This window comes from Methyloversatilis sp. (assembly GCF_965284615.1).
In the GTDB taxonomy this organism is placed as follows: domain Bacteria; phylum Pseudomonadota; class Gammaproteobacteria; order Burkholderiales; family Rhodocyclaceae; genus Methyloversatilis.
This window is the reverse complement of the sequence record NZ_OZ260098.1, coordinates 4,367,397-4,381,515: the sequence shown is the minus strand read 5'-3', so window position 1 is coordinate 4,381,515 and position 14,119 is coordinate 4,367,397. Positions and strand designations below refer to the sequence as shown.

General features: G+C 64.5%; 14 protein-coding genes. 10 read left to right on the top strand and 4 right to left on the bottom strand.

Going from position 1 to position 14,119, the window contains the following annotated elements; translation table 11 throughout:
• The 3 genes from ACQ66H_RS20855 to dnaA form a co-directional block, all read right to left on the bottom strand.
• A partial coding sequence (locus ACQ66H_RS20855; RefSeq protein WP_430435578.1) for an ATP-binding protein occupies window positions 1-1,289 on the bottom strand: 1,289 nt, incomplete at its 3' end.
• Between the two features lie 94 nt (window positions 1,290-1,383).
• Entirely contained in the window at window positions 1,384-2,484 is a 1,101-nt protein-coding gene (gene dnaN / locus ACQ66H_RS20850; protein WP_430432309.1) for a DNA polymerase III subunit beta, read from the bottom strand.
• Between the two features lie 249 nt (window positions 2,485-2,733).
• On the bottom strand, window positions 2,734-4,182 hold the full coding sequence (gene dnaA / locus ACQ66H_RS20845; protein WP_304014188.1) for a chromosomal replication initiator protein DnaA: 1,449 nt from the start codon (window positions 4,180-4,182) through the stop codon (window positions 2,734-2,736).
• 372 nt (window positions 4,183-4,554) lie between these two features.
• Between dnaA and rpmH the strand changes: the two genes are divergently transcribed.
• From rpmH to ACQ66H_RS20815, 6 genes are all read left to right on the top strand, one after another.
• Window positions 4,555-4,689 (top strand): 50S ribosomal protein L34, encoded by a 135-nt coding sequence (rpmH, locus tag ACQ66H_RS20840; RefSeq protein ID WP_019916069.1) that lies wholly within the window; start codon window positions 4,555-4,557, stop codon window positions 4,687-4,689.
• 190 nt (window positions 4,690-4,879) lie between these two features.
• Window positions 4,880-5,155: a ribonuclease P protein component gene (rnpA, locus tag ACQ66H_RS20835; RefSeq protein WP_430432308.1), complete on the top strand. Its 276-nt coding sequence runs from the start codon at window positions 4,880-4,882 to the stop codon at window positions 5,153-5,155.
• Window positions 5,152-5,361, top strand: coding sequence for a membrane protein insertion efficiency factor YidD (gene yidD, locus ACQ66H_RS20830; protein ID WP_019916071.1), 210 nt, complete (start codon window positions 5,152-5,154; stop codon window positions 5,359-5,361). The genes rnpA and yidD overlap by 4 nt, the downstream gene beginning before the upstream one ends.
• 39 nt (window positions 5,362-5,400) lie before the next feature.
• Window positions 5,401-7,044, top strand: a complete 1,644-nt coding sequence (gene yidC, locus ACQ66H_RS20825; protein ID WP_430432307.1) for a membrane protein insertase YidC — start codon at window positions 5,401-5,403, stop codon at window positions 7,042-7,044.
• Window positions 7,045-7,181: 137 nt separating this feature from the next.
• The gene (gene mnmE, locus ACQ66H_RS20820) at window positions 7,182-8,540 is read left to right on the top strand and encodes a tRNA uridine-5-carboxymethylaminomethyl(34) synthesis GTPase MnmE (protein WP_430432306.1); all 1,359 of its coding nucleotides are present in this window, start codon (window positions 7,182-7,184) and stop codon (window positions 8,538-8,540) included.
• A gap of 31 nt (window positions 8,541-8,571) precedes the next feature.
• Entirely contained in the window at window positions 8,572-9,336 is a 765-nt protein-coding gene (locus ACQ66H_RS20815) for a sulfite exporter TauE/SafE family protein (RefSeq protein ID WP_430432305.1), read from the top strand.
• A gap of 34 nt (window positions 9,337-9,370) precedes the next feature.
• On the opposite strand, the gene ACQ66H_RS20810 is transcribed toward ACQ66H_RS20815, so the two are convergent.
• A complete protein-coding gene (locus tag ACQ66H_RS20810) occupies window positions 9,371-9,676 on the bottom strand; it encodes a hypothetical protein (RefSeq protein ID WP_198291407.1) in 306 nt (101 codons plus the stop codon).
• 164 nt (window positions 9,677-9,840) lie between these two features.
• On the opposite strand from ACQ66H_RS20810, the gene mnmG reads away from it, so the two are divergent.
• Genes mnmG through ACQ66H_RS20790 form a run of 4 tightly spaced genes read left to right on the top strand, consistent with a single transcriptional unit; the run spans window position 9,841 to window position 14,088 of the window.
• Complete coding sequence (mnmG, locus tag ACQ66H_RS20805) at window positions 9,841-11,730, top strand: tRNA uridine-5-carboxymethylaminomethyl(34) synthesis enzyme MnmG (protein ID WP_430435577.1); 1,890 nt, start codon at window positions 9,841-9,843, stop codon at window positions 11,728-11,730.
• Between the two features lie 53 nt (window positions 11,731-11,783).
• Window positions 11,784-12,425 (top strand): 16S rRNA (guanine(527)-N(7))-methyltransferase RsmG, encoded by a 642-nt coding sequence (rsmG, locus tag ACQ66H_RS20800; RefSeq protein ID WP_019916078.1) that lies wholly within the window; start codon window positions 11,784-11,786, stop codon window positions 12,423-12,425.
• 6 nt (window positions 12,426-12,431) lie between these two features.
• Complete coding sequence (locus ACQ66H_RS20795; protein ID WP_430435576.1) at window positions 12,432-13,202, top strand: ParA family protein; 771 nt, start codon at window positions 12,432-12,434, stop codon at window positions 13,200-13,202.
• Between the two features lie 28 nt (window positions 13,203-13,230).
• Window positions 13,231-14,088: a ParB/RepB/Spo0J family partition protein gene (locus ACQ66H_RS20790; RefSeq protein WP_430432302.1), complete on the top strand. Its 858-nt coding sequence runs from the start codon at window positions 13,231-13,233 to the stop codon at window positions 14,086-14,088.
• The last annotated feature ends 31 nt before the right edge of the window (window positions 14,089-14,119 follow it).

Genomic DNA, 14,119 nt, shown 5'->3' with positions numbered 1-14,119 from the left:
GAGTCGAGCACGCCCTTGCGTCGGGTCATGTCGCGAGCTTTGCGGGCGGCGTCGCGCGCACGCGCGGCTTCGACGATCTTGCCGCAGATGGTCTTGGCGTCGTTCGGGCGCTCGAGCAGGAAGTCGGCGAGCTTCTGCGCCACCACTTCCTCGACCGCCGGGCGCGCTTCCGACGACACCAGTTTCATCTTGGTCTGCGACGCGAACTTCGGGTCGGGCATCTTCACCGACAGCACGCAGGCCAGGCCTTCGCGCATGTCGTCGCCGGTGATGTTGACCTTGGCCTTCTTCGCGATCTCGTTTTCTTCGATGTACTTGTTGATGATGCGGGTCATCGCCGCACGCAGGCCGGTCAGGTGGGTGCCACCGTCGGACTGCGGAATGTTGTTGGTGAAGCAAAGCACCTGTTCGGCGTAGCTGTCGTTCCACTGCATCGCCACTTCGACGTCGATCTGCACACCGTTCAGCACCGACGAGCCGGCGCTGTAGAACACGTTCGGGTGCAGCACCGTCTTGTTGCGGTTGATGTAATCGACGAAGCCCTTCACGCCGCCGGCGAAGGCGAAGTCCTCTTCCTTGGCGTTGCGCTGGTCGATCAGCTTGATCTTGACGCCGTTGTTCAGGAAGGAGAGCTCGCGCAGGCGCTTGGCCAGGATGTCGTAGTGGAACTCGATGTTCTCGAAAATCGTTTCGTCGGCGAGGAAGTGCACTTCGGTGCCGCGCTTCTCGCTCGGGCCGATCACTTTCAGCGGTGACACTTCGACGCCGTTCTGCACTTCGATCTGGCGATCGAGCGGAACACCGCGTTCGAATTCGATGAAGTGCTTCTGACCGTCGCGGCGCACGGTGAGTCGCAGCCACTTCGACAGCGCGTTCACGCAGCTCACGCCGACGCCGTGCAGGCCGCCCGACACCTTGTACGAGTTCTGGTTGAACTTGCCGCCGGCGTGCAGCTCGGTCAGCGCGATTTCGGCGGCCGAACGCTTGGGCTCGTGCTTGTCGTCGAACTTGATGCCGGTCGGGATGCCGCGACCGTTGTCGGTGACCGAAATCGAGTTGTCGGTGTGGATGGTGATGACGATGTCGTCGCAGTGGCCGGCCAGCGCCTCGTCGATCGAGTTATCGACCACTTCGAACACCAGGTGATGCAGACCGGTGCCGTCCGAGGTGTCGCCGATGTACATGCCCGGCCGCTTGCGGACGGCTTCCAGACCTTCGAGGATCTGGATGCTGCCTTCGCCGTAAGCGTCGGGGTTGGGTGTATTCGGGCTCTGTGCTTCGTCAGACATGGCGTATTCCGGTGCTGCGCACGCTGTGCGCGGGGTCCATCAAAAAAGCAGAAAGCCCGGCGCGCAGGCCGGGCGGTCGTGCGGGCGACGCGGCTTACACGCGCATCGGCATCACGACGTACTTGAAGGCGTCGGTGCCGGGCAGGGTGATCAGGGCGCTGCTGTTGCCGTCGTTGAGCCTGAGGCTCAGCGTATCGCCGCCGACGTTGTTCAGCACGTCGAGCAGGTAGCTCACGTTGAAACCGATGTCGAGGCCGTCGCCGTCGTAATCGACTTCGAGCTCTTCCACCGCCTCTTCCTGCTCCGCGTTGCTGGAGATGAGCTTCAGCGTGCCGGCCGACAGCACGACGCGCACGCCCTTGAACTTCTCGTTGGTCAGGATGGCGGCGCGCTGTAGTGCGGGCAGGAAGGTCGAGCGCTGCAGCATCAGTTCCTTCGGGTGGTCCTTCGGGATGACGCGCTCGTAGTCGGGGAACTTGCCGTCGATCAGCTTGGTGATCAGCTCGACCGCGCCGAAGCGCAGGCGGGCCTGGTTGGAACCGAGTTCGATATCGACCGGGTCGTCGATGTCGGCCAGCTGACGAGCCAGTTCGAGCACGGTCTTGCGCGGCAGGATGACGTCGAGCTTGTCGCTCACGCCGGGCATGGCTTCCGACACGTAGGCCAGGCGGTGACCGTCGGTAGCGACCAGACGCAGTTCCTCGTTGCCAACCGACAGCAGCAGGCCGTTCAGGTAGTAGCGGATGTCCTGCTGGGCCATCGAGTACTGCACCAGCGACAGCAGACGCTTCAGCTTTTTCTGCGACAGGCTGAGCTTGACGGTTTCGCCGTCGGCCAGCTGCATGCGCGGGTAGTCCTGCGCCGGCAGGGTCTGCAGCGTGAAGCGGCTCTTGCCGGCACGCACGGTGAGCTTGCGGTCGTCGGCGTCGAGGCTGACTTCCTGGCCTTCGGGCAGCGCACGCAGGATGTCCTGCAGCTTGCGGGCGGCGACGGTCAGGGCCGCCGGCTGGGCGCCGCTGATGCTGCCGGTCGAACGGGTGCGGATCTGGATCTCGATGTCGGTGGCGAGCAGGGTGAGCGCATCGCCCTCGGTTTCGATCAGGACGTTGGACAGGATGGGCAGGGTGTGACGCTTCTCGACGATGCCGCTGACCGACTGCAGCGGTCGCAGCAGCTGTTCGCGTTCTATCTTCATTAAGAGCATTTTATAAACCTCTGTAAACCGTTAACGTTCAACCGATTTCTGTGGAGAACATCAAAAAAACAATGAACTTCAATGACCTGCAGTATGTATCGTTGTCTGTATAAGGGCCCGGTCTAACGCATGAACAAATGTGGGTGAAAGTCGACCAGGTGAAAAAAGCCCTGGTTATCCACAGCGTTCATACAGGTTTTCCGGCCTGTTTATCCATACAGCTTCAACAGCTTCTGCACCGACCTCTTTTTACTTGCGCAGCGTCTGCGTCAGTACGTGCAGGTCATGGTTCAGCACTTCGTCCTTCAGGCGCAGGTCGGCGATCGTGCGGCAGGCGTGCAGCACGGTCGTGTGGTCGCGGCCGCCGAAGGATTCGCCGATGGCTGGATAGCTCTCCGGCGTCAGTTCCTTGGCCAGCCACATCGCCACCTGCCGCGGCCGCGCGATCGCGCGCGTCCGCTTCTTCGAATACATCTCCGACACCTTGATCTTGTAGTAGTCGGATACGGTCTTCTGAATGAATTCCAGCGTGATCTGCCGGTTGTGCGCACCGAGCAGGTCCTTCAGCGCCTCACGCGCCACTTCGAGCGAGATGGGCAGCGTGTGGAAGTGGGCGAAGGCGATCACCTTCTTCAGCGCCCCTTCGAGCTCGCGCACGTTGCTGCGGATGTTCTTGGCGATCAGGAAGGCGACGTCCTCGCCGACCTTCACCCGTTCCATCTCGGCCTTCTTCTTCAGGATGGCCACCCGCATTTCCAGCTCGGGTGGCTCGATCTGCACCGTCAGGCCCCAGCCGAAGCGCGTCGTCAGGCGTTCCTCGACGCCCTGGATGTTCTTCGGGTAGGTATCACAGGTGATGACGATCTGCTTCTTCGCATCGGTCAGCGCATTGAAGGCGTAGAAGAACTCTTCCTGCGTGCGCGTCTTGTTGTTGAAGAACTGGATGTCGTCGATCAGCAGCACGTCGAGCGAACGGTAGTAGCGCTTGAAGGCGTCGAAGCTCTTCTGCTGGTAGGCACGCACCACGTCGGCGTAGTAGTCGTCGGCGTGCACGTAGCGGATGACCGCATCCGGATTGTGCTTCATCACCTCGTTGCCGAGCGCATGCACCAGGTGGGTCTTGCCCAGGCCCACACCGCCGTAGATGAAGATGGGGTTGTAGGACATGCCCGGGTTCTGCGCGACCTGGATGGCAGCGGCGCGGGCCAGTTCGTTGGCGCGGCCGGTGACCAGATTGTCGAAGGTGAAGCCCGGGTTCAGACGTGAACGGTCGCGTTCACTACCGTTGTTGCCGGCAGACGGACGGACGATGAGTGCCGGCGCGGCGACGCGCGTGCTGTCGGGCTCACCAGCGGCGCGCAGTGCGGCACGCGCCGGACGTTCGCCGTCGTTGTCGGCCGGCGTGCCGTTGCGGGCGGCGACCATCGGGGTGTCGGCGGCCGCTGCGGCCTTCGTTGCCGGGTCGGGCAGGCTGAGCCTGACCGACAGCGGCTGGGAGAAATACTCCAGCCCCAGTGCTTCGATGCGCGCCAGATAGCGCTCGCGGACCCACTGCAGAACGAACCGGTTCGGCGCGACCAGCGCCAGCGAATCGTCGTCGCTCTGACCGATGCGCAGACCCTTGATCCAGGTCTGGTACTGCTGTGCGGGGAGTTCCTGTTCGAAGCGGCTGAGGCAGACTTCCCAAAACTGTTGCATCATGGTCTGCGTGGTCGCCGGGTCGATGTCGTGAGGTTGCGGGACAGCGTAGCGGGATGCGTCCTGACCCAGGATTTGATGCGCGTGGTCCGATGCATGATCGGGGGCGCCGGGTCGGAGCAGCTTTATGTGCTGTTTTTAGGGGATCGATTCTAGCGACTTCAGGCCCTCTTATCCACCGCCGAGGCGGTGACGCATACCCGCAAGGCAGGCTGGCTTGGCGCTCGTTTGGCGCTGTGATCACGTATTCACGCCAGCGAAATATTTTTTCGGCGTGCCGTCTGGACATCGGCGCGGAGCCTGGCGGCGATTGACAGGCGGGGCCTTTTACGCTGTAATCGCGCGTTTTCGCCAATACACAGTGAGCAGGCCATGAAGCGTACTTACCAGCCGTCGAAGATCCGCCGCGCCCGCACCCACGGTTTCCTCGAGCGCATGCGCACCCGCGGTGGTCGTGCAGTGATCCGCGCCCGTCGTGCCAAGGGCCGTGCCCGTCTGGCCGTCTGACGCAGACAGCAGTTTTTCCGGCCGGTTGGCAGGGGAACCCCCGAAGGCTAACCCCGAGACACGGCCCGGAATGCAGATCGCCGCGCAGCCCGCCGGCCGCTTTGCTTTCCGACCTGAATACAGGCTCAGAAAAACGGATGAGTTCTCATCCGTTTTTGCTTTGCGGCGTACCCAGCGCAGTTGACATTTCGTGATCCATCACGGTCCGTCCGGCTGCGATGGCGCTCGTCTGGGCGTCGTGATCGCGAAGCGCTTCCTGAAGCGGGCGAACACCCGCAATCTGGTCAAGCGCCTGGCGCGCGAAGCTTTCCGCCACATGCGTCCGGAACTCAAGCCGCTCGACATCATCCTGCGCCTGAACGCCCGGCCGGCCGTGCTCGACCGCCGCCTGTTGCGCGAAGAGATCGACGCGCTGCTCGGCCGCGTGCGACGCGCCGCAGCGCCTGCCGCGGAGACCGGACGATGAAATCCCTGCTGCTCGGCCTGATTGCGGTCTACCGTTATGCCATCAGCCCGATGCTCGGCCGCAACTGCCGTTTCATGCCGAGCTGTTCCGAATACGCCAGCGAAGCCATCCACCGCCACGGCAGCGTGCGCGGCGGCTGGCTCGCGCTGCGCCGCGTGCTGCGCTGTCATCCCTGGAATCCGGGCGGTTACGACCCGGTGCCCTGAGCACGCACACCCTCAATTACTTTCAAGACGATTCCGACGATGGATACCCAACGCTCCGCCCTGTTGATCGTTTTCCTGTTTTCGCTGTTCATGTTGTGGGACGGCTGGCAGCGTTTCAACCAGCCGCCGGCTGCTCCGGCCGTGGCCACCGACGCGGCGGCTGCGCAGTCGGCCGGCGCCCAGGCGCCGGTGCCGACGGTGAGCAGCGCCGCCGCACCGTCCGACGTACCGCAGACGACGGCTGTCGCCCAGACCGCCGCGGCGCGCGTCGTGACCGATCTGTTCATCGCTGACGTGTCGGCGGAGGGCGGCTCCATCATCCGCCTCGAACTGCTCAAGCATCACGCCGGTCCCGAGTCCGAAGGCAATTTCGTGTTGCTGGACAACGGTGGCGCCAATCTCTACCACGCGCAGAGCGGTCTGATCGGCGACGGCATGCCGACGCACAAGACGGTGTATCAGCTTCCGGAGGGTGAGCTGAAGCTGGCCGACGGGCAGGACAAGGTCGAGCTGCGCATGACTGCTGCCGGTCCGGACGGCGTGGCGGTGACCAAGGTGCTTACCTTCACCCGCGGCAGCTACCGGATCGACACCCGTTTCGAAATCGCCAACAACGGCAGCGCGCCGATTGCAGCGCACGCCTATTTCCAGCTGCTGCGGGATGGCAAGGCGGTGTCCGCCGGCACCAGCATGCTGAGCACCTTCACCGGCCCGGCCTTCTATACCGAAGCGGGCAAGTACCAGAAGGTCGATTTCAGCGACATCGACAAGGGCAAGGCCAAGTTCGTCACCAAGGCGCCGGACGGCTGGGTGGCGCTGGTGCAGCACTATTTCGTCAGCACCTTCGTGCCGGCTGCAGGGGTCGAGCGCGAATTCTTCGCCAAGAAGGTCGGTGACAATCTGTACACCGCCGGCGTCATCGTGCCGGTTCAGCCGGCAGCGGCCGGTGCCACCTCGACCGTCGAGGTGCCGCTGTACGCCGGCCCGCAGATCCAGTCCAACCTCGACGCCATGGCGCCGGGCCTGGATCACGTGGTCGATTACGGCTGGCTGAAGATCATCGCTTCGCCGATGCACTGGGTGCTGGAAAAACTGTACGCGCTGGTCGGCAACTGGGGCTGGGCCATCATCCTGCTGACCATCCTGATCAAGGCCATCTTCTTCCCGCTGTCGGCCGCGAGCTACAAGTCGATGGCCAAGCTGCGCCTGGTCACGCCGCGCATGCAGCAGATCAAGGAGCGCCACGGCAACGACCGCGTGCGCATGCAGCAGGAAATGATGGAGCTGTACAAGACCGAGAAGATCAATCCGCTCGGCGGCTGCCTGCCCATCCTGATCCAGATTCCGGTGTTCATCGCGCTGTACTGGGTGCTGCTGGGCAGCGTCGAAATGCGCAACGCACCGTGGATAGGCTGGATCACCGACCTGTCGATCAAGGACCCGTACTTCGTGCTGCCCATCATCATGGGCGTGACGATGTTCGTGCAGACCAAGCTGAACCCGACGCCGCCGGACCCGATCCAGGCCAAGGTGATGCTGTTCCTGCCGGTCATCTTCACCGGCATGTTCCTGTTCTTCCCGGCTGGTCTGGTGCTGTACTGGACGGTGAACAACATCCTGTCGATCGCCCAGCAGTGGCAGATCACACGCATGATCGAGAGCGGGAAGACGGCCAAGGCCTGACATCTGCCTGACTGACTGACGGCTGTACTGCGGCGAGGGCGCCGCTCCTGCGGGATTCCGGCGATGATGGCCGGATCGCCGCGGGGGCGGCGCCCTCGCCACGACAGCGCCCCGAAAACCTGACCTGACCGATCGCCATGTCCGCTCGCCCGACCGACACCATTGCCGCCATCGCTACCGCACCGGGTCGCGGTGGCATCGGTGTGGTCAGGGTGTCCGGGCAGGGCGCGGCAACGGTCGCCCGCGGCATGCTCGGACGGCTGCCCGACGCGCGGCACGCGACCTTCGCGAAGTTCGTCGCGGCGGATGGCGCCATCATCGATCATGGCATCGCGCTGTGGTTCGAGGCGCCGGCGTCCTATACCGGCGAACACGTGCTCGAACTGCACGGCCATGGTGGAACAGCCGTGCTGCAGGCGGTGCTCGCACGCTGCTTCGAACTGGGGGCGCGACCGGCACGACCGGGTGAATTCACCGAGCGCGCATTCCTCAACGATCGCATCGACCTTGCGCAAGCCGAAGCGGTGGCCGATCTGATCGAAGCGACGACGACGTCGGCGGCACGTTCGGCAATGCGCTCGCTCGATGGCGAGTTTTCCCGCCACGTGCACGCGCTCGAGGATGCGCTGGTCAATCTGCGCATGTTCGTCGAGGCGACGCTGGACTTCCCGGAAGAGGATGTCGAATTCCTCGAACAGGCCGGCGCACGTAACAAACTGGCCGAGGTGATGACCGCGCTCACTGCCTTGCGCGAACGCGCCCGCTGTGGCGCGGTGTTGCGCGAAGGGCTGACCGTCGTGCTGGCCGGTGCGCCCAATGTGGGCAAGTCCAGTCTGCTTAATGCGCTGGCGGGTGAAGACCGCGCCATCGTCACCGATATCGCCGGCACCACCCGCGACACCTTGCGCGAACTGGTCGCCATCGACGGCGTGCCGGTGCATGTGATCGATACGGCGGGCCTGCGGGAGACCGACGACCCGGTGGAACAGGCGGGCATTGCCCGCACCCGGCGCGAGCTCGAACGGGCACACGCGGTGGTGCATCTTGTCGATGCACGCAGCGGCTTCGATGCCGAAGCGCAGGCGATAGACGCTGCGCTGCCGGCGGGTCTTCCGCGCATTCGCGTGTTCAACAAGATCGATCTGAGCGGCGAGCAGGCGAGGGAGGAAGAACACGCTGGCGTCCTGACGGTCTGGCTGTCGGTGCGCGTCGGCGAGGGCCTGGATCTGCTTCGGCGTGCGCTGCTCGATCGCGTGGCCTGGCACGGTGGCGCCGAGGACGCGCTGGCAGCGCGCACCCGTCACCTGCACGCGCTCGACAGGGCGGTCGAGCATCTGGATATCGCCGCGCGCTGCATTGCCGGCGAGGTGCTGCAGCTTGATCTGTTCGCCGAGGAACTGAGGCTGGCGCACCGCGCATTGGGGGAGATTACCGGCGAGTTCACACCGGACGATCTGCTCGGCGAAATCTTCTCGCGCTTCTGTATCGGTAAGTGATGAGGATGTTTCACGTGAAACATCACGCGTCATGCTGACCGAACTGGTCATCCTGTGCGCCGGTGCCTTCTTTGCCGGGCTCGTCGATGCCATGGTCGGCGGCGGCGGTCTGGTTCAGGTGCCGCTGCTGTTCAACGTCTTTCCAGGGACCGCACCGGCAACACTGTTTGGCACCAACAAGGCGGTCAGCATCGTCGGTACGACCTTCGCCGCGCGCCGCTATCTGGGCCGGGTGGAGATGGACTGGAAGGTGTTGTGGCGCGCAGCGCTTGCCGCCTTTGTCGCGTCGTTCGCCGGTGCGGCGGCGGTCGGCATGTTCCCTCCGCAGATGCTGAGGCCGGTCGTGATCGTGCTGCTGGTTGCGGTACTCGCCTACACGCTGAAGAAGAAGGATTTCGGGGTGCTCCGTGCCGAGGCGGCGGCGCATCGCCCGAAGCCCATACTCGCGCTGGTGCTCGGCGCGCTCATCGGTTTCTACGATGGTTTCGTCGGGCCGGGCACCGGCAGCTTCCTGATCTTCCTGTTCGTGCGCTGTTACGCCTGGGATTTCCTTCGCGCATCGGCGGCGGCCAAGGTCGTGAACGTCAGCACCAACCTTGCAGCGTTGGCCTGGTTCGTACCGGTCGGCGCCATCATGGTGAAGGTGGCTGCCGCGATGGCGGTTGCCAATCTCGCGGGCGCCTGGGTCGGTGCCCACCTCGCGATAAAGAACGGCGCATCTTTCGTGCGCCGTGTATTCATCGTCGTTGTGTCGGTACTGATCGCACGACTGGTGTGGGACACCGTCGCTGCATGAACCGCGTGATGTTCCACGTGGAACATCACGTCCGTCAGAAGCCGATGCGCACCGGCGGAAGGATGATGGTCACGCCATCGTGGTGACGGTAGTGAGGGCGCGGCGCGTAGCCGTAATAGGGCGCCGGTGCATACACCGGCGCCGGGTAGTAGCCATAGCGCACGCTCGGGCCATGGTAGTGATGGTGGTGATGGTGCCGATCGCGGTGCTTCCAGTGACCACCATGCTTGTGATGGTGACCGCCGTGGTAGCCATGGCGTCGATGATCGTCACGATCTGCCATCGCGTTGCCGCTGAAGGCCAGCGTCAGTGCAGCCAGTGCAGTGCCAAGCGCTTTCATGATCATTCTCGTGTGGGGAACACGCTGCAAGCCTAGATTGCAGAAACGCTTTGTGCGGTAAGCAACTGTAAGGCAGTGAAACGGTGTTAACCTTTCTGCCTTTATGTTGCGGGCCCAAGGTCGTATCATTCAGCCCCTTCGCCCTCTTTTGCATTGCAGCGAACATGGATTTTCCGACCCGTTACGACGTGATCGTCATCGGTGGCGGCCACGCCGGCACCGAAGCCGCGCTCGCTGCCGCACGGGTCGGTGCGCGCACGTTGCTGCTGACGCACAACATCGAAACGCTGGGCCAGATGTCCTGCAATCCGTCGATCGGCGGCATCGGCAAAGGTCACCTGGTGAAGGAGGTCGATGCGCTGGGAGGCGCGATGGCGCTGGCCACCGACGAAGGCGGCATCCAGTTCCGCATCCTCAATGCGAGCAAGGGCCCGGCGGTGCGCGCCACGCGCGCCCAGGCGGACCGCATCCTGTACAAGGCGGCGATCCGCAGCCGGCTCGAAAACCAGCCAAATCTCGACCTGTTCCAGCAGGCGGCAGCCGACCTGATCATGGAAGGCGAGCGCGTCGCCGGTGTGGTGACCGAGGTGGGCATCCGCTTCCACTCGAAGGCGGTGGTGCTGACCGCCGGCACTTTCCTGAATGGCCGCGTGCACGTCGGCTTGCAGAATCATTCGGCGGGCCGGGCAGGGGACCCGCCGGCCATCCGTCTGGCGGAGAAGCTGAAGGAACTGGCTTTGCCGCAGGGCCGGCTCAAGACCGGCACGCCGCCCCGCATCGACGGACGGACGATCGACTATTCGGTCATGCAAGCGCAGCCGGGTGACGACCCGGTGCCGGTGTTCAGTTTCATCGGCTCGCGCGACATGCATCCGCGACAGTTGCCGTGCTGGATGACCCACACCACGCTGCGCACGCACGACATCATCCGCGGCGGGCTCGACCGTTCGCCGATGTACACCGGCGTGATCGAAGGCGTCGGCCCGCGCTACTGCCCGAGCATCGAGGACAAGATCCACCGCTTCGCCGATCGCGACAGCCACAACATCTTCCTCGAACCGGAAGGCCTGACCACGCACGAGGTGTACCCGAACGGGATTTCGACCTCGCTGCCCTTCGATGTGCAGGTTGATCTGGTGCGCAGCATTCCCGGTCTCGGAAACGCGCACATCCTGCGCCCGGGCTATGCAATCGAGTACGACTACTACGATCCGCGCGGCCTGAAATCGTCGCTCGAAACCAAGGCGATCGAAGGTCTGTTCTTTGCCGGCCAGATCAATGGCACCACCGGCTACGAGGAAGCGGCGGCGCAAGGACTGCTCGCCGGACTGAATGCGGCACGGCAGACCAAGGGCCTCGAATCCTGGTGCCCGCGCCGCGACGAAGCCTATCTGGGCGTGCTGGTTGACGACCTGATCACTCGCGGCGTGGCCGAGCCCTATCGCATGTTCACGTCGCGCGCCGAGTACCGCCTGAGCCTGCGCGAAGACAACGCCGACCTGCGCCTGACCGACGCCGCACGCACGATGGGCCTGATCGACGACTTGCGCTGGGATGCCTACAACCGCAAGCGCGACGCCATCGCGGCAGAGGAACAGCGACTGCGTTCCACGTGGATCCGCCCGGACACGCTGCCGGCGGAGGACGCACAGCGCGTGCTGGGCAAGGCGATCGAGCGTGAATACACGCTGTTCGATCTGCTGCGCCGCCCCGACGTGAGCTACGCGTCGCTGATGACGCTGCCCGGTGCGCCGGCGCCGATCGATCACGCGCAGGCCATCGAACAGCTCGACATACTTGCCAAGTACCAGGGCTATATCGACCGCCAGCAGAACGAGGTCGACAAGCTGCGCGCGACCGAAGACACGCGCCTGCCGGACGACATCGACTACGGCGCGGTCGGCGGTCTGTCGCGCGAAGTGCAGCAGAAGCTCACGCTGCACCGGCCCGAGACTCTCGGCCAGGCTTCGCGCATCCAGGGCATCACGCCGGCGGCGATTTCGCTGCTGCTGGTGTACCTGAAGAAGCGCGCCGCCGTGCGCAGCGCGGCCTGAACACCCCGGCCGCCAGGCCGGACAGATTCGAAGTACCCGGAAACCATCCGCCCATGACCTTGCAAACCGAACTCGACGCCGGCCTTGCCGCACTTGACCTGCCGCTCACCGCGACAGCCCGTACCCGTCTGCTGCGCTACATCGCACTGATGGCCAAGTGGAACGCGGTCTACAACCTGACCGCGATACGCGAAGAATCCCGCATGCTCACCCACCACCTGCTCGACGCGCTGTCGGTCGAACGCTTCCTGCCGGAAGGCGCGAAGCTGGCCGACATCGGTTCCGGCGGTGGCGTGCCCGGCATTCCGCTGGCGATCGCCCGCAGCGATCTCGACGTCGTGTCGATCGAGCCGAACTCGAAAAAGGCGTCCTTCCAGCAGCAGGTGCGCATCGACCTCGGCCTTGAGAATTTCGACGTGCAGACCGCGCGTGCCGAGCAGGTGACGTTGCCGGAAGGGTGCGACTTCATCATTTCGCGCGCTTTCGGCGACCTCGCCGACTTCATCAAGGTGGCCGGCCATCTGCTGAAGCCAGGTGGCCACATGCTGGCGATGAAGGGCGTCTATCCGGACGAGGAAGTGCGCGCCATCCCGAAGGGCTGGGCGTTGCTGCGCTCGGAAGAACTGCAGGTGCCCGGTGTCGAAGGCGCCCGCCACCTGCTGTGGCTCGCCCGCGAACTGCAGTCGGACGGCTGAGCCGGCATGCCGTACATCTTCGCAGTCGCCAACCAGAAGGGCGGGGTGGGCAAGACCACCACCAGCGTGAACCTCGCCGCCGCGCTCGGTCAGGCCGGCCAGCGTACGCTGCTGGTCAACCTCGATCCGCAGGGCAACGCCACGATGGGCGCCGGCGTCGACAAGCGCACACTGAAGTCCAGCGTTTATCAGGTGCTGGTTGGCCTGTCTTCGCTGGCCGACGCGCGCGTGACCAGTCCGCATGCCGGGCTGGATGTGCTGCCGGCCAACCGCGATCTGGCCGGCGCCGAAGTCGAACTGGTCGGGCTGGAGAATCGGGAAAATCGATTGAAAAAGGCGATTGCCGAGCACGCAGCCGATTACGATTTCGTGCTGATCGACTGCCCGCCCAGCCTCAGCCTGCTCACGCTGAACGGCCTGTGCGCGGCGCACGGCGTCATCATCCCGATGCAGTGCGAGTACTACGCGCTGGAAGGTCTGTCCGACCTGGTGAATACGATCAAGAAGGTGCACGCCAACCTGAACCGCGACCTGAAGATCATCGGCCTGCTGCGCGTCATGTTCGACCCGCGCAGCACGCTGTCGCAGCAGGTGTCCGGCCAGCTCGAATCGCATTTCGGCGACAAGGTGTTCCGCACCCTGGTGCCGCGCAATGTGCGGCTGGCCGAAGCGCCCAGCTACGGCATTCCCGGTGTGCTGTTCGACAAGAACGCCAAAGGTGCGCAGGCCTACAGCGCCTTCGCACAGGAAATGATCGAGCGCGTGAAGAGCTTCTGATCGACCCACGACAACAATACCGAACGCCATGACTCCTCCCAAACTCAAGGGCCTCGGCCGCGGCCTCGATGCGCTGCTGGCCGGCAACACCGGTGAATCCGGCAATTCGGGCGAACTGCGCACGCTGGAGGTCGGCCTGCTGCAGCCGGGCAAATACCAGCCGCGCACCCGCATGGATCCGGGTTCGCTCGAAGAGCTGGCGGAGTCGATCAAGTCGCAAGGCATCATGCAGCCCATCATCGTGCGCAGCGTGGGCGGCGGACGATTCGAAATCATCGCCGGCGAACGCCGCTGGCGCGCTGCGCAGCTGGCCGGCCTGAGCGAAGTGCCGACGCTGGTGCGCGACATCCCGGACGACGCCGCGCTGGCGATGAGCCTGATCGAGAACATCCAGCGCGAGGATCTGAATCCGCTGGAAGAGGCGGCCGGCGTGCAGCGCCTGATCGACGAATTCGGCATGACACACGAACAGGCGGCCAACGCCATCGGCCGTTCGCGCTCAGCCACCACCAATCTGCTGCGCCTGCTGCAGCTGGCCGAACCGGTGCAGGAACAGCTGGTGACCGGCGACCTCGACATGGGCCATGCGCGCGCGCTGCTGAGCCTGCCCAAGGCCGATCAGATCGCCTTCGCCAATCGCGTCGTCGCCCAGGGCCTGACCGTGCGCGACACCGAAAAACTGGTGGCGCGCGGCGGTCTGGCCGAGCAGGGTACCAAGGCAAAAGCCGAACCTTCGCGCGACCTGGCGCGGCTGGAAGAGGAACTGTCGGACATCGTCGGCGCGCCGGTGGCGATCGCCGCCAACGCGCGCGGCGCTGGCAAGCTGGTCATCCGCTTCAACGACCTCGACCAGCTGGATGGCCTGATCGCGCGGCTGCGCGGCTGACGCGAGGGCTCACGACACCCGGCCTCAGGCT

Bases quoted from the DNA above. Each gene is read 5' to 3' on its own strand.
- dnaN (WP_430432309.1), bottom strand. From the start codon at position 2,484: ATGAAGATAGAACGCGAACAGCTGCTGCGACCGCTGCAGTCGGTCAGC.
- mnmE (WP_430432306.1), top strand. From the start codon at position 7,182: ATGTCCGCTCGCCCGACCGACACCATTGCCGCCATCGCTACCGCACCG.
- dnaA (WP_304014188.1), bottom strand. From the start codon at position 4,182: ATGCAACAGTTTTGGGAAGTCTGCCTCAGCCGCTTCGAACAGGAACTC.
- rpmH (WP_019916069.1), top strand. From the start codon at position 4,555: ATGAAGCGTACTTACCAGCCGTCGAAGATCCGCCGCGCCCGCACCCAC.
- yidD (WP_019916071.1), top strand. From the start codon at position 5,152: ATGAAATCCCTGCTGCTCGGCCTGATTGCGGTCTACCGTTATGCCATC.
- mnmG (WP_430435577.1), top strand. From the start codon at position 9,841: ATGGATTTTCCGACCCGTTACGACGTGATCGTCATCGGTGGCGGCCAC.
- ACQ66H_RS20815 (WP_430432305.1), top strand. From the start codon at position 8,572: ATGCTGACCGAACTGGTCATCCTGTGCGCCGGTGCCTTCTTTGCCGGG.
- ACQ66H_RS20790 (WP_430432302.1), top strand. From the start codon at position 13,231: ATGACTCCTCCCAAACTCAAGGGCCTCGGCCGCGGCCTCGATGCGCTG.
- ACQ66H_RS20810 (WP_198291407.1), bottom strand. From the start codon at position 9,676: ATGAAAGCGCTTGGCACTGCACTGGCTGCACTGACGCTGGCCTTCAGC.
- yidC (WP_430432307.1), top strand. From the start codon at position 5,401: ATGGATACCCAACGCTCCGCCCTGTTGATCGTTTTCCTGTTTTCGCTG.
- ACQ66H_RS20795 (WP_430435576.1), top strand. From the start codon at position 12,432: ATGCCGTACATCTTCGCAGTCGCCAACCAGAAGGGCGGGGTGGGCAAG.
- rsmG (WP_019916078.1), top strand. From the start codon at position 11,784: ATGACCTTGCAAACCGAACTCGACGCCGGCCTTGCCGCACTTGACCTG.